The organism is Brevundimonas sp. AVps31, assembly GCF_058681355.1.
This window is the reverse complement of sequence record NZ_CM178736.1, coordinates 1,051,459-1,068,905: the sequence shown is the minus strand read 5'-3', so window position 1 is coordinate 1,068,905 and position 17,447 is coordinate 1,051,459. Positions and strand designations below refer to the sequence as shown.

Sequence of the window (17,447 nt, the reverse complement as noted above, 5' to 3'; positions counted from 1 at the left end):
GGGTCGCCCCGCCCGTCGTCCGGGCGTCCGGAGTTGCCCCCCTCATGAAGACCCGCCTGATCCTCACCGTCGCCGCTTCGGCGCTGCTGCTCGGCCTGCCCGCCGCCGCCCCCGCCCTGGCCCAGACCGCCGCCGCGTCCGCCCCGGGCGCCATCGTGGTGCCGCCGCTGGGCTTCAATGCGCGGACCCTGCCCAATGGTCTGAAGATCTATACGGCGCGGGATACGTCGACCTCGAACGTGACGGTGCAGGTCTGGTACAAGGTCGGCTCCAAGGACGACCCCCAGGACCGCTCGGGCTTCGCCCACCTGTTTGAACACCTGATGTTCAAGGCCACGCAGAACTTCCCGGACGAGACCTTCGACCGCCTGACCGAGGACGTCGGCGGCAACAACAACGCCTTCACCTCGGACGACGTCACCGCCTATCACGAGACGGTTCCGGCCAATCACCTGCAGCGCCTGATCTTCGCCGAGGCGGATCGTCTGGGCTCGCTGGTGGTCAATGAGTCCGTGTTCGAGAGCGAGCGCGACGTGGTGAAGGAGGAATACCGTCAGGGTGTTCTGGCCAGCCCCTATGGTCGCCTGTTCAGCCTGTTCGTCCCGGCGACCATGTATCAGGAGCACCCCTACCGCCGCTCGACCATCGGCTCGATCGAGAACCTGGACGCCGCCACCATCGAGGACGTGCGCCGGTTCCACGCGACCTTCTACCGTCCGGACAACGCCTATCTGATCGTTGCGGGCAATTTCGATCAGGCCCAGCTGGACGGCTGGATCGACCAGTATTTCGGCCCGCTGACCAATCCGGACCGCCCGCTGCCCGTGAACGATGTCCGCGAGCCCGAGCCGACCGGCCCGCGCGAAGTGACCTTCCACGCCCCCAACGTGCCCCTGCCCGCCGTCGTGCTGGCCTGGCCCGGCGTGCGCTACGACGACCCGGATCGCGCCGCCCTGACCGTGCTGGACGGCATCCTGTCGACCGGCGAAAGCTCGCGCCTGTATCGCGCCCTGGTCTATGATCAGAAGATCGCCACCCAGACCTCGTCGAGCGTCGACGCCAGCCAGCAGGCCGGCGCCATCATCAGCTACGCCATCATGGCCGAGGGCGAGACGCCGGAGGCCGGTCTGGCCTCCCTGCGCGCCGAGGCCGCCCGCCTGCGCGACCAGCCGGTCACCGCCGCCGAACTGACCGAGGCCAAGAACGAACTGGTCGCCTCGGCCCTGCGCGAGCGTGAGACGGTCGAGGATCGCGCCAGCGTGCTGGGCTGGTCGCTGATCAACACCGGCGACGCCGCCGCCGCCGACCGCGAGGTCGCCGCCCTTCAGGCCGTCACCGCCGCCGACATCCAGCGCGTCGCCCGCCGCTACCTGACCGACCAGCGCAGCACCGCCATCCGCTACCTGAACGCCGACGACCAGAACCCGGTTACGGCCCAGTCGGTCGAGGTGACGGCGCCGGTCACGATCGCCGATCTGGCCCCCGTCGGCCGCATCTTCGAACTGCTGCCCGAGGGGCAGCGCACCCCGATCCCCGCCGCCGGCCCCGCGGTCGACCTGACCACCCCGGCGGTGGAGACCTTCACCCTGCCGAACGGTCTGGAGGTCTATGTCGCCCGCAAGCCCGGCCTGCCGCTGGTTTCGGCCCGTCTGGGGCTGGCCGTCGGGTCCGCCGATGACGGGGCCAAGGCCGGGCTGTCGGTCCTGACCGCCGGCCTGCTGACCCAAGGCTCCAGCGGCCGCGCCGCGCCGGAGATCGCCGCCGAGATCGAACAGCTGGGCGCCAACCTCGGCGCCTCGTCGGGCGCGGACTTCTCCAACGTCTCGGTCAACGCCCCGTCCGACGTCTTCCCGCAGGCCCTCACCCTGATGGCCGACATGGTCCGCCACCCGGACTTCGCCGCCGATGAGGTCGAGCGTCAGCGCGACCAGTCGCTGGACGGCCTGCGCGTCTCTCTCAGCTCGCCCGGCCCGGTCGCGGGTCTGGCCGCCGGTCGTCTGGTCTATGGCGACGCCCCCTACGGCGCCCCGACGGGCGGCACGCCCAACTCCCTGCCGGGCCTGACCCGCGACGACGTGGTCGCCTTCCACGCCGCCCGCTATCGCCCGGAAACGGCGCGTCTGGTCTTCTCGGGCGACATCACGGTCGAACAGGCCCGCACCCTGGCGCAGCAGGCCTTCGGCGACTGGCGCGCCTCGGGCCCGGCGCCGGCGCCGCGGGCCGATCCGGCGGGCGCGCCTGTGGCGCCGCGCGTCGTCGTCATCGACCAGCCCGGCGCCGGCCAGGCGGCGGTCTATGTCGCCATGCGCAGCATCAGCCGCACCGACGGCGACTACTTCCCGCTGACGCTGGGCAACACCCTGCTGGGCGGCAGCTTCACCTCGCGCCTCAATCAGGAAATCCGCATCAAGCGCGGCCTCAGCTACGGCACGCGCTCGAACATGGGGGTCCGTCAGGATGAGGGCGCCTTCGTCGCCTCCGCCCAGACGCGCAACGACGCCGCCCCCGAGGTGGCCGAGCTGATCCTGGCCGAGATCGCCCGTCTGTCGACCACCCAGCCGACCGCCAGCGAAATGACCACCCGTCAGGCCATCCTGACCGGCGCCTTCGGCGGTTCTCTGGAGACGGTCGACGGTCTGGGCGGGCAGGTCGCCAGCCTGGCCCTCTACGGCCTGCCGATGAGCGACCTCGCCGCCTATGCCGGCCGGGTCGAGGCGATCACGCCGGAACAGGTCCAGGCCGCCTTCGCCGAAAACCTGCCGGCGTCCAGCGCCAGCCTGGTCATCGTCGGCGACGCGTCGAAATTCATCGACGTCCTCCGGGCCAAATACCCGAACGTCGAGGTGCTTCCGCTGACGGCGCTGAACCTCGATACGGCGGCGTTGAAGTAGGGCGTTGATCTTCCCTCCGGTTCCGGCGAACGTCGGAGCCGGAGGGCCTGTCATGAAGCTACATCGCGTCGCCGCGGTCCTGTGGGGCTGCGCCGTCCTGTTTGCCGGGGCTCCGGCCATCGCCCAGACGGTTGCCGACGACCCGTTCGAGGCGGCGATGAAGCTGCTGCAGGCCGACCCGGTCGCCGGCCTCGCCGCGTTCGAAAGTCTTGCCGCCGACGGCGAGGCCGAGGCGATGAACATGGTCGCCGTGGTCATCAACGATCCCCCGCCGGGCATTCCCGCCGACCCCGAGCGCGCCATGCGATTGTGGGAGCAGGCATTCGCCGGCGGGTCGAAGGGCGCGCGACTGAACCTCGGCACACAGCTGATGCTCAACGACGCGACCGACGATGACGCGCGTGCGGTGGAGATGCTCCGCGATGCCGATCCGAAGATCATCCCCTACGCCGCCTATCCGCTGGGCCGGGCCTATCTGTTTGGCCATGGCGTCGACCAAGACCTGGAGCGTGGATCGCGGCTTATGGAGATGGCGGTCGAGGCTTCGCCCGGGAACAGTGACGCGCAATTCCTGCTGGCGCGTGCCTATCAGAACGGGTGGGGCATCCCCGCTGATGCCGCCGCCGCCTATCGCCACATGAAGATCGCCGCTGATGCGGGCGATGAAAGGGCGCAGTGGAACGTCGGGTTGATGCTTCTGGACGGTGTCGGTGTGACCGCCAACGCCACACTTGCTCGCGCGTACGTGCAGCACTCGGCTGAGGCCGGGCATGACGACGGCATGACCTCCATGGCTGTCATGCTGGCCCTCGGACAGGGCGGGCCGGTCGACGCCCCGGCGGCCCGGGTCTGGTATGAGCGCGCGGCGCGTCACGGGTCGGCCCATGCCCTGCGCGGGCTTGGCATGATGATTTTGGTCGGTGAAGGCGGGGAGGCCGATCCGGCGACCGGCGCGGCCTATCTGCAGCTGGCGGCGGAAGGCGGCGACATCCCTGCCCGGACGCTGCAGCAGCGGCTGGCGTCGCAGATCGCTGCGGCGGATCCACTGAAGATGCGGCGAGCGAGGGAGCAATGGCTGGCCGCCAATCCGCCCGTCCACTGAATTGTTCTATGCGGATAAACACACCACCCGCGCCACGCGCAGGTCGCGGCGCAGGTCGTCGGCGATCAGGCCGTAGTTGTCGACCGTGACCACCCGGCCGGTCAGGGGCTCGTCGGCCCGCTGCACGCCGCGCACCGCCGGCTGGAAGGTGTCGGGCGAGGTCGTGTAGATGCGGCCCCGGCGCGGGCTCTCGGCGATGGTCACGCCCACGACGCGGCCCTGACGGTCCATCACCGGCGCCCCGGACAGCCCCGCCAGCGTGCCGCCCAGCCCGTCGGTCCGACCGACCTCGGCCCAGGCCAGCACCGGCTCGTCCCGCTGGCCCCGCCCGCGCACATTCAGCGTCTCGCGCCCCAGCAGGCGTGAGGTCACCTCGCCCGCCCGCGCCTGCGGGAAGCCGGGATGGAAGCCGCGCTGGCCCGCGCGCAGCGTGCCCAGCGGCGCGATCGGCAGGGCGGGCGGTCCGCCGGCCGTCTGCAGCACGGCGATGTCGGCGCGCGGGGCCAGCCGCACATCGGCCGCCACGGCCCGGCCGCCGCCGACCAGAATGGCGGGCCGACGGCAGCCTTCGACCACGTGTCGGGCCGTCACCCACCGTCCCGTATGGGCGATGGAGAAGGCCGTGCCGGTCGCGGGCTGGAAGGGGATGTCAGGGGCGTTGACCGTCACCGCCGGATCAAACGGCGTCACCGGCCCCAGCAGGGCGCCCTCGGCCGCGTCGGGCGGCGGCGGGGCGGGCGGGGCGTTGGCGTTCTCGCGATGCGCCAGCGACGCGATCAGCAAGGCGCCGAGAACCGATGAGTAGATGAGCCAGTCCGGCGGACGCATTGCGAGGTTCCAGGCTCTAGGGTTTAGGTTCTAGGGAGGGAAGTCCGGCAGGCGATGTCGGGCGTTCCGCCAGTCGTGCGCGCAAGGCGGTCAACATTCGCCCGACTTCCTCCGCGAGCGCCAGAACAGGGCTCGTGGCGCTGAAGGGCGCCAAGGTCAGTTCCATGACAAGGAGCAGGAAGGTCTCAAGTTCCGCCAGCGACCCTTTCGCGATGCTGACGAAATGGGCGTAGTCCTTGCGCGTTCCCCGCCCGTGACCCTCGGCGATATTGGCCGGGATGGAGGTCGCGGCGCGGATCATCTGGCCCGAAATCCTATACTCCTCCCGCCGGGGGAACTGGCGGGTCAGCCGATAGACCGCCGCGGCCAGCTCCATGCTCTTCTGCAAGACAGTCAGGTCACGATAGGATCGGATGGTCATTCTTTTCCCCTAGAACCTGGCCCCTGGAACCCAGACCCTCGCTTCAGCCGGTCAAAGCGGCGGCGAGGATGAGCGCCGTGGCGAGTTTGGCGCCGACCAGCAGGACGGCGGCGGAGACCTCGCCCTCGCGGATACGGCCGGGCAGGCCGGTCAGGAACAGGTCCACCAGCCGGAAGGCCAGCAGCTGCAGCGCCAGGGTCGCCACGCCCCACAGGACGATGTCCTTGATCGAGGTCGAGACGCTGAGGCTGACCGCCAGCGGGATGGCCAGACCGACCAGCACCCCGGCGAAGGCGACCGCCGCGGCGGCATTGCCCTCGCGGATCAGGGCGATCTCCTTCCACGGCGTGAACAGGGCGTAGATCACCGCCCCGGCCAGCAGCAGGCCCAGGGTCACGGCCAGATGGGCCATGGTCGTGGGGAATCCGGTCGCGAAGGCCTGAACCTCGGCGCTGTCGAGCACATTGGAGAGGGACGAGGAGTCCATGGCTATCCGACTGGTCAGGGGGTCGGACACGCTTGCCCGCTTTTCGCCCCAATCCGCAAGCGCAGCGGCGCCACAGGTGGTCAAGATTGGTGACGGGGTGTGTCGGAGAAGTGGATAGTGATTAGTGATTAGTGGTTCGATGCGGAGACGCTGGTGGTCGGTCTTCCGGCTCCGATGCCGGACCCGGCCAACCACTAATCACTAATCACTATCCACTTGCCCGATCAGGCCGCTTCCGCGCTCGCGCCGTCGTCCGCGCCGGCCTTGCGCAAGGCGCTTGCCCGGACCTTCTCACTTTCGGACTTCAGCTGGCCGCAGGCGGCGAGGATGTCGCGACCGCGGGGGGTGCGGATGGGGCTGGCGTAGCCGGCCTTGTTCAGGATGGCCGCGAAGCGCTCGATCGTCTTCCAGTCCGAGCATTCGTATTCGACGCCCGGCCAGGGGTTGAACGGGATGAGGTTGATCTTGGCCGGGATGCCCTCGATCAGCTTCATCAGGGCGCGGGCCTCGTCCGGGCTGTCGTTGACGCCCTTCAGCATGACGTATTCGAAGGTCACGCGGCGCGCGTTCGACAGGCCCGGATAGGCCCGGATCGCGTCCATCAGCTGGACCAGCGGGTATTTCTTGTTCAGCGGCACCAGCACGTCGCGCAGCGGGTCGTTGGTGGCGTGCAGGCTGATGGCCAGCATGGTCTGGGTGCGTTCGCCCAGCTCGGCGATCTTCGGCACCACGCCCGAGGTCGACACCGTGATCCGGCGGCGCGAGATGGCGATGCCCTCGTTGTCCGAGATGATGTCGATGGCGTTGGCGACGTGATCCAGATTGTAGAGCGGCTCGCCCATGCCCATGAAGACGATGTTCGACAGGCGGCGGTCTTCCTTGGGCGACGGCCATTCGCCCAGATCGTCACGCGCCACCTGCACTTGGGCCACGATCTCGGCGGCGGTCAGGTTGCGGACCAGTTTCTGGGTCCCGGTGTGGCAGAAGGTGCAGTTCAGGGTGCAGCCGACCTGCGACGACACGCAAAGCGCGCCCGCCCGGCCCACATCGGGGATGTAGACCGTCTCGATTTCGATGCCCGGCGCCGTGCGGATCAGCCATTTGCGGGTGCCGTCCTTGGACACCTGCCGCTCGACGATCTCGGGCCGGGCCAGGGTGAAGGCTTCGGCCAGTTTGGCCTGGGTGTCCTTGGCGATATTGCTCATCGCCGCGAAGTCGGTGACGCCGTAGTGGTGGATCCAGCCCCACACCTGCGACGCCCGCATCTTGGCCTTCTCGGGCGGACAGACCCCGGCGTCGATCAGCGCCTGCCGCAGCTCCACGCGCGTCAGACCGGACAGGTTGACGGGGGCCGAAACGGCGGGGGCGCTGGTGCGCGAGAGGTCGAGCGTCAGGCTCAAGGCGGCATCCTTCAGGATTGGGAGACCGGCCTTATACCACAGATCGCGCTGGTTTTAAGGCGGGGCAGACGGTGAGGCTCGAACGGGGTATGTCCAACTTTCCAACGCATGCGTGTGATGATGTCTTCGACACTGACTCAAGCCGAAATCCTGAAAACCGCCGCCTTCTGCATCGCCCGGGATTCCACCCCCGAGCTGCGGCTCGCGGTTGTGGACTGGAACGAGGGCACGCGACATCTCCGTGTCACCTTCCATCTGAGCGCCAGCCCTTCGGAAACCGATACCAACACCCTGGAGCTGGGCCTCACCGAAATTCTGGCGACGGTGCCCCATGATCTGACGTGTGGGACGCTTTACGTCTGCGATCACCTACTTCTGGCGGAGGCCCGCTTGGGTGAGGGGATCGTGTTTGAGGCGGGCCAACCCACCTAGTCCGCCTCATCCTCGATGTGATGGATCTGATCGTCGTCCAGCCCGAAGTGATGCCCGATTTCGTGGATGAGGACGTGGGCGATGATTTCCGACAGGCCGACGTCGCCGCGCTCACACCATTCGTCGAGGATCGGGCGGCGGTACAGGAAGATGCGCGAGGGCTCGGCCGCCGGGCCCATGCCGTCCCGCAGGCCGATGTCGACGCCGTGGTAGAGGCCGGTCAGCTCGAACGGGTCCTCCATGCCGAAGCTCGCCAGCACCTCGTCGTCGGCGAAATCATCGACGCGGATGACCACATCGCCCGCCAGCGAGCCGAACGGCTCGGGCAGGGCGTCGAACGCCTCACGCGCCAGCCGGGCGAAGTCCTCGAGGGAGGGGGCGAGTTGGTCTTTCCACATAGGGATCAGGGATTAGGGACTAGGGATTAGGTTGGGAAGCCGCCCTGACTGCGGCTCATGCCCGCAATCTTTCCGCAGCTCACCTAATCCCTAATCCCTAGTCCCTACTCCCTCTTCAGGTATGGTTACCGAATCAGGGCGGGAGCGGATCGAACACAATGGCCGAGGCGGACATCGCCTATGTCGCGACCGCGGGCGCCGCGGGGCTCGCCCTGGCGCTCAGCGCCTGGGCCGCGCGGCTGCGTGGGCGGTTGGCCGACCGGAACCGCGCGCTGGAGGCGGCGATCGCCCAGGCCCACGGCGACCTGTCCGCCCGGGACGGCGCGCTGGCCGCCTTCGAGGATGTCCGCGTCGCCCTGACGCCCGGGGGCGGGGCCGACCGGCTGGGTTCGCCCGCCACCTGGGATGTGATCGTCCGTGATCTGACGAACGGCGCCGAAGTCTTCCCCGATGATCCCGCCTTCGTGGTTCTGGACGCGGTTCGCGCCGCCGCCGGTCCGCGTCTGGACGCCCTGATCGAGCGGGGCGAGGCCTTCGACGCCGTGCTGGAGGGCCAGTCGGCCGCCTGGGCCGTCGAGGGCCGGTCCGGCGCCGGCGCGGCCTGGCTGCGCGTGTCGCGTCTGGGCCTGATGGGCGCCGCCGCCGAGAGCGGTCTGGGCCTGCTGGCCGACTATTATCCGGCCCCGACCTGGGTGGTCGACGCGGGCGGGCGCCTGGCCTGGGCCAATCGCGCCTGGCTGGCCGAGATGAAGGTCGAGACGGTCGAGGCCGCCCGCGACAAGGCCCTGACCTTCGACCGCGGCGCCGACGCCATCGTGGCCGAGGCCGGCCGCCTGCATCAGCGTCAGGAAGGCTTCCGCTGGACCACGGGCGGCGGGCGCCGCCGCGCCTGGCGGATCGTGGCCGAGCCCGCGCCCGGCGGCGGGGTGCTGGCCTTCGCCCTGGACATGACCGAGGCCGAGGAGACGCGCGACACCCTGCGCCGCCACGTCGAGGCCCATGACGAGACCCTGAACCACATCGCCGACGCCGTCGCCATCTTCGGCCCGTCGCGGCGGCTGGCCTTCCACAACACCGCCTTCCAGCAGATGTTCAGCGTCGATCCCGGCTATCTGGACGAACGCCCGACCCATGCCGAATTGCTGGACCGCCTGCGCCAGCGCCGCCTGCTGCCCGAGGTCATCGACTATGCGGGCTGGAAGGCGCGCGAGCTGGACTTCTACGGCGCCGCCTCCGCCGCCCCGGACGACAGCTGGTCCCTGCCGGACGGGCGCACCCTGCGTGTCGTGCGCCAGCCCCACCCGCTGGGCGGCGTCCTGCTGCTGTTCTCGGACATCACCGACGAGCTGAAGCTGCGCAGCCGGTTCAATGCCCAGATCCAGGTCCAGACGGCCACCCTCGACAAGCTGAACGACGCCGTGGCCGTGTTCGGCTCGGACGGCCGCATCCGCCTGCACAACGAAGCCTTCGAGACCTTCTGGGGCGTCAGCGGCGATCAACTACGCGCGGCGGGCGATTTCGACGCCGTCGCGGCCCTGTGTCAGGCGACCATGCCGGACCAGAGCCTGTGGCTGGGCCTCAAGGCGCGGGTCGCCGATCCGGACCCGGAAAGCCGCGTGCCGATCTCGGGCGAGGGCCGCACCGTCGACGGCCGTGTCGCCGCCTGGCAGACCCGGCCCCTGCCGGACGGCGCCACCCTGGTCGCCTTCTCCGACGTCACCGCCCGACGCGATCTGGAGCAGGCGCTAGCCGCCAAGGCCCAGGCGCTGGAAGAGGCCACGGCGCTGAAACGCGAGTTCGTCGGCAGTGTCTCGTACGAACTGCGGACGCCGCTGACGACCATCGTCGGCTATTCCGAACTGCTGGAGCTGCAGGGCGAACTCCCGGAGCGCAGCCGCCAACACGCGGGCGCCATCCGGGTCGCCGCCAGCCAGCTGGCCTCCTCCATCGACGATGTTCTGGACATGGCCCAGATCGACGCCGGCGAGATGGAGCTGACGCTGGGCGACGTCCGGGTGTCCGATCTGCTGGAGGATGCGGCCGGTAAGGTCCGTGCACGGATCGAAGGCCGGGGCGCGACCCTGAGCGTCACCTGCCCGACCGGCCTGCGCCCCATCCGCGCCGACGCCCAGCGCGTCGGTCAGGCGCTGGAGCATCTGCTGGACAACGCCGCCCGCGCGGTCAGCGAGGGCGGGGCGGTCAGCCTGATCGCCGAAAGCTCCCCCTCGGAGGTTCGCATCCGGGTCGAGGACACCGGCCGCGGCATCCCCTATCACCTGCAGGCCCACGTCTTCGACCGCTTCGTGCGGCGCGAGCGGGGCGGCCCCGGCGTCGGCCTGGCCCTGGTCAAGGCGCTGGTCGAACTGCACGGCGGCTGGGCCGAGGTCGAGAGCGAGCCCGGCAAGGGCGCCGCCTTCATCCTGCACCTTCCGCTTGAGGCGACGAGTGTTGCGGCGGCCCCGGAGCTGAGACTGGGCTAGGCTGGGCGCCGCTGGAGCCAAGCCAGTGGTTAGTGATTGGTGGTTAGTGGTTCGCTGCGGCGGGCGCCGAGCTCGCACCGGCTTTTGACACCGCAACCACTAATCACTAGCCACTAATCCCTTCCAGCCCCCCATCCTCGCCAAATGAAGCGCGCCCGTCATGGCCCAGCCCAAGCCCCTCAAGACCGCCCTCATCTACGACTTCGACGGCACCCTCGCCCGGGGGAATATGCAGGAGGTCACCTTCATTCCGTCGATCGGAATGGGCATCGGCGACTTCTGGGCCGAGGCCGAGGCCCTGACCAAGGCCGCCGACGGCGACGGCATCCTGATGTACATGCAGCTGATGTTGGCCCATGCGCGCCAGAACGATGCGCCGATCACCCGCGAGATGCTGCGCGAGCACGGCCACGACGTGAAGCTGTTCGACGGGCTGAAGAGCGACCTGACCGGCAAGGGCTGGTTCGACCGGATCAACGCCAAGGGCGCCGAATACGGGCTCGACATCGAACACTACATCATCTCCGCCGGGCTGGAGGAGATGATCGACGGCTGCCCGATCCGCGACGAGTTCCACCACGTGTTCGCGTCCAAGTTTGTCTACGACAAGGACGGCGTGGCCATCTGGCCGGCGGTGGGCGTCAACTACACGACCAAGACCCAGTATCTGTTCCGCATCAACAAGGGCGTGCTGAACCACTGGGAGCACGACAAGATCAACAAATTCATGGCCGACGACGACCGGCCGGTGCCGTTCGAGCGGATGATCTTCCTCGGCGACGGGGACACCGACGTGCCCACCATGAAGATGATGCACACCAAGGGCGGCTTCTCGATCGCGGTCTATGACCCGCGCTTCAACGAGAAGGATCAGAAGAAGATCTATTCCCTGATCTCCGAGGACCGGGTCAATTTCGTCGCCGCCGCCGACTATCGCGAAGGCTCGGCCCTGGACCTGATCGTGAAGGGGCTGATCGGGCGGATCGCCATCAATGCCGGAACGATGCCGGACGGAGTCTGACGCCGCCTGCATCCGGATGCGTCACCGGCGGCGACTACCTTTCAGAAGGCGGATGGTCCGCCGGAGGGTTTTGATGTTCCAGCGACTGACCGGCCTGTTCGCCGCTTTCAGCCTTCTTGTGTCCGGCGGCGCCGCCGTCGCGCAGGAGGTGACCCAGAGCCCGGTGGCGGGCTTCCCGCACGCGGTGCTCTATACGGTCGGGGACCAGCCGAAGCCGGTTGTGGTGATCCTTCACGGGGCCGACGGCAATGACGAGGCGAGCACCCGCTTCGGACCGATCCTGGCGCGGATGGGCTATGCCGCCGTGGGTCTGCCCTACTATTCGCCGAACTGGGGCGAGTATGGCCCGCCACCCAAATTCCCCGACCTGCCGGGCAGCTTTATCGACATCCGCGTCGACCAGATCGCCACGCTTCGCGACACCCTGCGCGGGATGCCGGGCGCGGACGTGAACCGGTTCGGCCTGTTCGGCGCCTCCAAGGGGGCCGAGTTCGCCCTGATCGCCGCCAGCCGCTATGCGTGGATCGACAGCGTCGTCGCCTATGCGCCCACCGATGTGGTCTGGGAGGGCTGGGGGCTTGAAATGGTCGAGGCCGAGGGCACGCGCTCGTCCTTCGCGTTCGACGGCCAGCCGCTGCCCTTCATGCCCTATCGCGGCTTTGTCGAAGGGCTTCTGGCCGGGCCGGCGGCGGACCTGCGCGCCATCCACGCCAATGGGCGCATCGACCATCCCGAGCGCGAGGCGGCGGCCCGGATCCCGGTCGAAACCTACCCCGGCGCCCTGATGCTGATCGCGGGCGGCAAGGATGCGCAGTGGGAGTCCGCGACCGCGACCAGCGCGATCGTCCGCTCACGGATCGCCGCCGGGCTGGAGACGGTCGCCCTGGTCTATTCCGATGCCGGTCACGACCTCGTCGGCGACGGCGGCGTGCGTCAATCGGAGCGCAGCGGGGGCTCGCCCGAGGCGGATGCGGCCGCGCGTCAGGACGCCTGGCCGCAGGTGGTGGCCTTCATGGCCGAGACCCTGAACTGAGGCGGGCCTAGCGCCCTCCCGCCCGCATCCATGCGGCGCGGGCGGCGGCGAGGCGCGAGGGGGTCAGTCCGCGCAGGCTGGACGGCGGGCCCGTCCGTTTGAACCCCGCCTCATGGCCCTTGGCCCAGGCCAGTTCGGCCTCCATCGCCACGCCCTGCGCGACGTCGACCACCTGCACCTGCTTGGGCAGGGCCAGCTGCCGGTCCAGACGGACCTTGAGACCTGTCGCGGAGACGTCGGCGATCAGGCAGGCCATCTCCAGCCCCGGCGCGACGACGACGCCCCGCGCGCTGGCGGGCGAGCGCGGTTCAAAACGGCGATCCTGAAAACTCATGGGATGATAGTGACCGGCAGACGGTTTCGATCCAGTTGCACGGTGACGTCGGCCAGCACTCCGCCGTCGATCATGCGACGGGTCAGCCGCTCGAAATGCAGGATGAAACCGGCGACGCCGTCGCGCTCCCGTGGCGTCAGGGCGCGTCCCAGCAGTCCCGCTTCCTGCTCGCACCGCCAGTCCAGCACGGTCTCGAACCCGGGGGCCCGCAGGAAGACCCGCTGGTCCAGCCCGCGCGCCAGGTCTGTGTAGGCGCCGCCGGTGAAGGCGTTCACCGCCCCGCGCCAGACCCCGTCCCGATCCTGTTCACGTTCGAGGCGGTTCAGCCCGGCGTTGAGGTCCTGAGGCGTTTCGGCCTTTGCGCCCAGGCACCAGCCGTCGATCAGAATGGCCCGTGGTCGGCCCCGCACGCGTCGCCACAGGGCGATCGGCGCCCGGTCGTCGGTCCGTTTGTCGAAGACGGGGATCAGGGTCTCGTCGTCCGGCCCCGCCGTGGACAGGGCCTGCAGCGTCCGCTCCAGCAGGCCCAGATCATGGGCGCCGGGCGGCCCCCGGACGGCGAACAGCGGATGCACCTCGCGCGCCATCACCGCCCGCTCCGCCTTCGTCAGATAGACGTCGTCCAGCGACAGCTGCACGGCCCCGAAGGCCTCGGCCGCGGCCCGGGCCAGGGTGGTCTTGCCCGACCCCTGCGCCCCGGCGATGCCGATGAGCGGGGGGCGACCGTCCGATCCCGCCGCGATCAGGCGGCCGATCAGGGCGAGCAGGTCGGGCGTCAGTGCTGGCTTTCCGGCAGGCGGACGGTCAGGCCGTCCAGATCGTCGGACACCCGGATCTGGCAGGACAGGCGGCTGTTCGGCTGGACGTTCTCGGCGAAGTCCAGCATCGACTCCTCCATCGCCGACGGGCGACCCGTTTCGGCGGCGAAGGCCTCATCGACATAGACGTGGCAGGTCGCGCAGGCGCAGGCGCCGCCGCAGTCGGCGTCGATCCCCGGGACATTGTTCCGGATCGCGCCTTCCATGACGCTGAGGCCGTTCCTGACCTCGACGGTGTGTTCTTTGCCGTCGTGTTCGACGTAGGTGATCTTGGCCATGGCCGCCTCATACCGCAGACACGCGCCCGGACAAGGCCCGGGCGCGCGGCGGGGTTTATGCCGCTACTGTCTTCTTGCGGCTCGGCGAGACCATCAGCTTCTTGGTCTCGGCGATGGCCTTGGCCGGGTTCAGCCCCTTGGGGCAGACCTGGGCGCAGTTCATGATCGTGTGGCAGCGATACAGTTTGAACGGGTCCTCGAGGTCGTCGAGGCGCTTGTCCGTCGCGTCATCGCGGCTGTCGGCGATCCAGCGGTACGACTGCAGCAGGGCGGCCGGGCCGATGTATTCTTCCTGGTTCCACCAGTAGCTGGGGCAGGAGGTCGAGCAGCAGGCGCACAGGATGCATTCGTACAGGCCGTCCAGCTTGGCGCGGTCTTCCGGCGACTGCAGGCGCTCGGTCGTCGGGTCCGGCTCGTCGGACTGCAGATAGGGCTGGATCGAGTCGTACTGGGCGTAGAACAGGCTCAGGTCGGTCACCAGATCCTTGACCACCGGCTGGTGCGGCAGCGGCCCGATCGAGATGGTGTCCGAGGCGCACTCCTCCATGCCCTTGGTGCAGGCCAGGGCGTTGCGCCCGTCGATGGTCATCGAGCAGGAGCCGCAGATGCCTTCGCGGCACGACCGGCGGAAGGCCAGGGTCGGGTCGATCTCGTTCTTGATGTGGATCAGGGCGTCCAGCAGCATCGGGCCGTGTTCGTCGGCCGAGACCTCGAAGATGTCCCAGCGCGGATCGGCGTCGACCTCGGGGTCATAGCGATAGACCTTGTAGGTCTTCACATTGGTCGCGCCGGCCGGAGCCTTGTGGACCTTGCCGGTGGTGGGCTTGGAGCCGCGGGGGAGAGCGAGCTGGACCATTAGTACACCCGTGCCTTGGGTTCGATGTACGCGACGTCGTCCGACATCGTGTAATTATGCACCGGACGATAGTCGATCTTCACCTGATCGCCGGGGGTCTTCCAGGCGAGGGTGTGCTTCATCCACTCGACGTCGTCGCGGTTCGGATAGTCCTCGCGGGCGTGGGCGCCGCGCGATTCCGTCCGGTTCAGGGCGCCCTCGATGGTGACCAGCGCCTGATCGATCAGGTTGTCGTATTCGAGGGTCTCGACCAGATCGGTGTTCCAGATCAGGCCCCGATCGGTGGTCTTGATGTCCGCGCCACGGGCGTGGATGTCGCGCAGCTTGGCGACGCCCTCTTCCAGCGTCTTGCCGGTGCGGAACACGGCGGCGTCCGACTGCATGGCGCGCTGCATCTCGATGCGCAGCTTCGACGTCGGGGTCGAGCCGTCGGCGAAGCGGAAGCGGTCCAGACGGGCCAGGTGGCTGTCGGTGCTGCTGGCCGGGGCGTCCGGCACGGCGCTGGCCTTGTCGACGGTCTCGCCGGTGCGCAGACCGGCGGCGCGGCCGAAGACGACGAGGTCGGTCAGCGAGTTCGAGCCCAGACGGTTGGCGCCGTGCACCGAGACGCAGGCGGCCTCGCCCACGGCCATCAGGCCGGGGACGACGCTGTCCGGGTTGCCGTCGCGCAGCGTCAGCACCTCGCCGTGATAGTTCGTGGGGATGCCGCCCATATTGTAGTGGACGGTCGGCAGGACCGGGATCGGCTCCTTGGTCACATCGACGCCGGCGAAAATCTTGGCCGATTCCGAGATGCCCGGCAGTCGCTCGTGCAGGATGGCCGGATCCAGGTGGTCGAGGTGGAGGAAGATGTGGTCCTTGTTCGGACCCACGCCGCGACCTTCACGGATTTCGATGGTCATGGAGCGGCTGACCATGTCGCGCGGGGCCAGGTCCTTCACGGTCGGCGCATAGCGCTCCATGAAGCGCTCGCCCTCGGAGTTGGTCAGGTAGCCGCCTTCGCCACGCGCGCCTTCGGTGATCAGGCAGCCGGCGCCGTAGATGCCGGTCGGGTGGAACTGCACGAACTCCATGTCCTGCAGCGGCAGGCCGGCGCGCAGCACCATGGCGTTGCCGTCGCCGGTGCAGGTGTGGGCGCTGGTGGCCGAGAAATAGGCGCGGCCGTAACCGCCGGTCGCCAGGATGACGGTCTTGGCGCGGAAGCGGTGCAGGGTGCCGTCGTCCAGCTTCAGCGCCGTCAGGCCGGTGCAGACGCCGTCCTGCATGATCAGGTCCAGGCCGAAGTACTCGACGAAGAACTCGACCTCGCGGCGCACCGACTGGCCGTACAGGGTGTGCAGGATGGCGTGGCCGGTGCGGTCGGCGGCGGCGCAGGTGCGCTGCACGGGGCCTTCACCGAAATTGCGGGTCATGCCGCCGAAGGCGCGCTGGTAGATCTTGCCTTCCTCGGTCCGCGAGAAGGGCACGCCCCAGTGTTCCAGTTCGTAGACGGCCTTGGGCGCGTTGCGGACCAGATATTCAATGGCGTCCTGGTCGCCCAGCCAGTCCGACCCCTTGACGGTGTCGTACATGTGCCATTGCCAGCTGTCCTCGCCCATATTGCCGAGCGAGGCGGAGATGCCGCCCTGCGCCGCGACGGTGTGCGAGCGGGTCGGAAAGACCTTGGTCACGCAGGCGACCTTGAGGCCCTGCTGGGCGGCGCCCAGGGCGGCGCGAAGGCCGGAGCCCCCGGCGCCGAGGACGACAACGTCATAGGCGTGATCGACGAATTCGTAAGCAGCCACCGATCAGGCTCCGATACCGGCCGGGAGCGGGGCGGAGCCCAGCGCCAGACGCACGATGAAGAAGACGCCGGCCGCGGCCAGCGCCAGGAAGATGAGGTTGATCGCCGTCACGCACACGGCCTTGGCGACCGGGGCGTGGACGTAGTCCTCAATGATCACCTTCCAGGCCAGGGCGGCGAAGAAGAAGAAGGCCAGTACGGTGAGGGCCAGCAGGATGGCGTTCAGCGGCTGGGCGAACCAGGCCAGAGCCGCCTCATAGCCCGCGCCCGCCAGGGTGAAGCCGGTCGCCGCCAGCCACAGGCCCAGCGGGATCATCAGCAGCAGGGCGACGCGCTCTGCCGCCCATTCACCGGCGCCGTGGCGCTCGGAAATCTTGACGTTGTTTTTGAACCTTGCCGGACCGCTCACAGCGAAACCCTCCCGGTGGCGAACAGGGCGACCCAGAACAGCACCGCCAGCGGGATCGGACCCCAGACCGCGATGTTGGACAGCAGGGTGGCCGACTTCAGCGTCAGCCCGTTGCCGGTGTCGTTCAGCAGGTGGCGCCCGCCGTTCAGGATGAACGAGAACAGCACCACGGTCAGGCCGAAGCCGACGATCAGGCCGAACGGCGACGCCGCGAAGGCCAGCAGCTTTTCGTAGGCGTCCGGGCCCGAGGCGAGGACGGCCAGCCAGCCGACCACGAACAGGGCGCCGACGCTGGCCGCGCCGATGGTGACCCGGAACAGGATCGAGGCCGTCATGGTGACGTGCCAGCGCCAGGTTTGCAGGTGGGGAGACAGAGGGCGAATGCGGCCGTTGGGCTGTTGCACGAAGCGGCCCGTTCGGTCTGCACCCGGAATTTGGGAGCTCGACATTTGCGAATGGTTCTCAAAAAACCTGAG

Annotated in this window: 18 protein-coding genes; 6 read left to right on the top strand and 12 right to left on the bottom strand. The window is 68.9% G+C overall.

The window, feature by feature from the left end:
- Nucleotides 1-44: 44 nt before the first annotated feature.
- A complete protein-coding gene (locus ACW174_RS05085) occupies nucleotides 45-2,891 on the top strand; it encodes a M16 family metallopeptidase (protein WP_492016619.1) in 2,847 nt (948 codons plus the stop codon).
- 4 nt (nucleotides 2,892-2,895) lie between these two features.
- Nucleotides 2,896-3,993, top strand: coding sequence for a tetratricopeptide repeat protein (locus tag ACW174_RS05080; protein ID WP_492016618.1), 1,098 nt, complete (start codon nucleotides 2,896-2,898; stop codon nucleotides 3,991-3,993).
- 6 nt (nucleotides 3,994-3,999) lie between these two features.
- Here the strand turns inward: ACW174_RS05080 and ACW174_RS05075 are convergent, their stop codons facing one another.
- From ACW174_RS05075 to rlmN, 4 genes are all read right to left on the bottom strand, one after another.
- Complete coding sequence (locus ACW174_RS05075; RefSeq protein WP_492016617.1) at nucleotides 4,000-4,821, bottom strand: S1 family peptidase; 822 nt, start codon at nucleotides 4,819-4,821, stop codon at nucleotides 4,000-4,002.
- A gap of 16 nt (nucleotides 4,822-4,837) precedes the next feature.
- Entirely contained in the window at nucleotides 4,838-5,242 is a 405-nt protein-coding gene (locus ACW174_RS05070) for a four helix bundle protein (protein ID WP_492016616.1), read from the bottom strand.
- A gap of 43 nt (nucleotides 5,243-5,285) precedes the next feature.
- The gene (locus tag ACW174_RS05065) at nucleotides 5,286-5,729 is read right to left on the bottom strand and encodes a DUF350 domain-containing protein (RefSeq protein WP_492016615.1); all 444 of its coding nucleotides are present in this window, start codon (nucleotides 5,727-5,729) and stop codon (nucleotides 5,286-5,288) included.
- 224 nt (nucleotides 5,730-5,953) lie between these two features.
- Nucleotides 5,954-7,129: a dual-specificity RNA methyltransferase RlmN gene (gene rlmN, locus ACW174_RS05060; RefSeq protein ID WP_492016614.1), complete on the bottom strand. Its 1,176-nt coding sequence runs from the start codon at nucleotides 7,127-7,129 to the stop codon at nucleotides 5,954-5,956.
- A gap of 120 nt (nucleotides 7,130-7,249) precedes the next feature.
- Here rlmN and ACW174_RS05055 point away from each other — a divergent pair, with 120 nt between their 5' ends.
- A complete protein-coding gene (locus ACW174_RS05055) occupies nucleotides 7,250-7,561 on the top strand; it encodes a hypothetical protein (protein ID WP_492016613.1) in 312 nt (103 codons plus the stop codon).
- On the opposite strand, the gene ACW174_RS05050 is transcribed toward ACW174_RS05055, so the two are convergent.
- A complete protein-coding gene (locus tag ACW174_RS05050; RefSeq protein WP_492016612.1) occupies nucleotides 7,558-7,959 on the bottom strand; it encodes a metallopeptidase family protein in 402 nt (133 codons plus the stop codon). The two genes, ACW174_RS05055 and ACW174_RS05050, sit on opposite strands and share 4 nt — an antisense overlap.
- Before the next feature lie 158 nt (nucleotides 7,960-8,117).
- On the opposite strand from ACW174_RS05050, the gene ACW174_RS05045 reads away from it, so the two are divergent.
- The 3 genes from ACW174_RS05045 (at nucleotide 8,118) to ACW174_RS05035 (ending at nucleotide 12,493) form a co-directional block, all read left to right on the top strand.
- Entirely contained in the window at nucleotides 8,118-10,439 is a 2,322-nt protein-coding gene (locus tag ACW174_RS05045) for a PAS domain-containing sensor histidine kinase (protein ID WP_492016611.1), read from the top strand.
- A gap of 160 nt (nucleotides 10,440-10,599) precedes the next feature.
- The gene (locus ACW174_RS05040) at nucleotides 10,600-11,460 is read left to right on the top strand and encodes an HAD family hydrolase (RefSeq protein WP_492016610.1); all 861 of its coding nucleotides are present in this window, start codon (nucleotides 10,600-10,602) and stop codon (nucleotides 11,458-11,460) included.
- Nucleotides 11,461-11,533: 73 nt separating this feature from the next.
- A complete protein-coding gene (locus ACW174_RS05035; protein ID WP_492016609.1) occupies nucleotides 11,534-12,493 on the top strand; it encodes a dienelactone hydrolase family protein in 960 nt (319 codons plus the stop codon).
- Between the two features lie 7 nt (nucleotides 12,494-12,500).
- Here the strand turns inward: ACW174_RS05035 and ACW174_RS05030 are convergent, their stop codons facing one another.
- The 7 genes from ACW174_RS05030 to sdhC all read right to left on the bottom strand — a co-directional run bounded on the left by ACW174_RS05030 (nucleotide 12,501) and on the right by sdhC (nucleotide 17,375).
- A complete protein-coding gene (locus tag ACW174_RS05030) occupies nucleotides 12,501-12,827 on the bottom strand; it encodes a PilZ domain-containing protein (RefSeq protein WP_492016608.1) in 327 nt (108 codons plus the stop codon).
- Nucleotides 12,824-13,465: a kinase gene (locus tag ACW174_RS05025; protein WP_492016607.1), complete on the bottom strand. Its 642-nt coding sequence runs from the start codon at nucleotides 13,463-13,465 to the stop codon at nucleotides 12,824-12,826. Before ACW174_RS05025 ends, ACW174_RS05030 begins: the two co-directional genes overlap by 4 nt.
- Before the next feature lie 137 nt (nucleotides 13,466-13,602).
- Complete coding sequence (locus ACW174_RS05020) at nucleotides 13,603-13,923, bottom strand: 2Fe-2S iron-sulfur cluster-binding protein (RefSeq protein ID WP_492016606.1); 321 nt, start codon at nucleotides 13,921-13,923, stop codon at nucleotides 13,603-13,605.
- 55 nt (nucleotides 13,924-13,978) lie between these two features.
- Entirely contained in the window at nucleotides 13,979-14,779 is an 801-nt protein-coding gene (locus ACW174_RS05015; RefSeq protein WP_492016605.1) for a succinate dehydrogenase iron-sulfur subunit, read from the bottom strand.
- Nucleotides 14,779-16,563 (bottom strand): succinate dehydrogenase flavoprotein subunit, encoded by a 1,785-nt coding sequence (sdhA, locus tag ACW174_RS05010; RefSeq protein ID WP_492016604.1) that lies wholly within the window; start codon nucleotides 16,561-16,563, stop codon nucleotides 14,779-14,781. The genes ACW174_RS05015 and sdhA overlap by 1 nt, the downstream gene beginning before the upstream one ends.
- Before the next feature lie 3 nt (nucleotides 16,564-16,566).
- Entirely contained in the window at nucleotides 16,567-16,971 is a 405-nt protein-coding gene (sdhD, locus tag ACW174_RS05005) for a succinate dehydrogenase, hydrophobic membrane anchor protein (protein ID WP_492016603.1), read from the bottom strand.
- The gene (gene sdhC, locus ACW174_RS05000; RefSeq protein WP_492016602.1) at nucleotides 16,968-17,375 is read right to left on the bottom strand and encodes a succinate dehydrogenase, cytochrome b556 subunit; all 408 of its coding nucleotides are present in this window, start codon (nucleotides 17,373-17,375) and stop codon (nucleotides 16,968-16,970) included. The genes sdhD and sdhC overlap by 4 nt, the downstream gene beginning before the upstream one ends.
- Between the last annotated feature and the right edge of the window lie 72 nt (nucleotides 17,376-17,447).

Coding starts and splice junctions, on each gene's coding strand:
- ACW174_RS05085 (WP_492016619.1), top strand. CDS start 45: ATGAAGACCCGCCTGATCCTCACCGTCGCCGCTTCGGCGCTGCTGCTC.
- ACW174_RS05075 (WP_492016617.1), bottom strand. CDS start 4,821: ATGCGTCCGCCGGACTGGCTCATCTACTCATCGGTTCTCGGCGCCTTG.
- ACW174_RS05070 (WP_492016616.1), bottom strand. CDS start 5,242: ATGACCATCCGATCCTATCGTGACCTGACTGTCTTGCAGAAGAGCATG.
- ACW174_RS05065 (WP_492016615.1), bottom strand. CDS start 5,729: ATGGACTCCTCGTCCCTCTCCAATGTGCTCGACAGCGCCGAGGTTCAG.
- ACW174_RS05055 (WP_492016613.1), top strand. CDS start 7,250: ATGTCTTCGACACTGACTCAAGCCGAAATCCTGAAAACCGCCGCCTTC.
- ACW174_RS05050 (WP_492016612.1), bottom strand. CDS start 7,959: ATGTGGAAAGACCAACTCGCCCCCTCCCTCGAGGACTTCGCCCGGCTG.
- ACW174_RS05045 (WP_492016611.1), top strand. CDS start 8,118: ATGGCCGAGGCGGACATCGCCTATGTCGCGACCGCGGGCGCCGCGGGG.
- ACW174_RS05040 (WP_492016610.1), top strand. CDS start 10,600: ATGGCCCAGCCCAAGCCCCTCAAGACCGCCCTCATCTACGACTTCGAC.
- ACW174_RS05035 (WP_492016609.1), top strand. CDS start 11,534: ATGTTCCAGCGACTGACCGGCCTGTTCGCCGCTTTCAGCCTTCTTGTG.
- ACW174_RS05030 (WP_492016608.1), bottom strand. CDS start 12,827: ATGAGTTTTCAGGATCGCCGTTTTGAACCGCGCTCGCCCGCCAGCGCG.
- ACW174_RS05020 (WP_492016606.1), bottom strand. CDS start 13,923: ATGGCCAAGATCACCTACGTCGAACACGACGGCAAAGAACACACCGTC.
- ACW174_RS05015 (WP_492016605.1), bottom strand. CDS start 14,779: ATGGTCCAGCTCGCTCTCCCCCGCGGCTCCAAGCCCACCACCGGCAAG.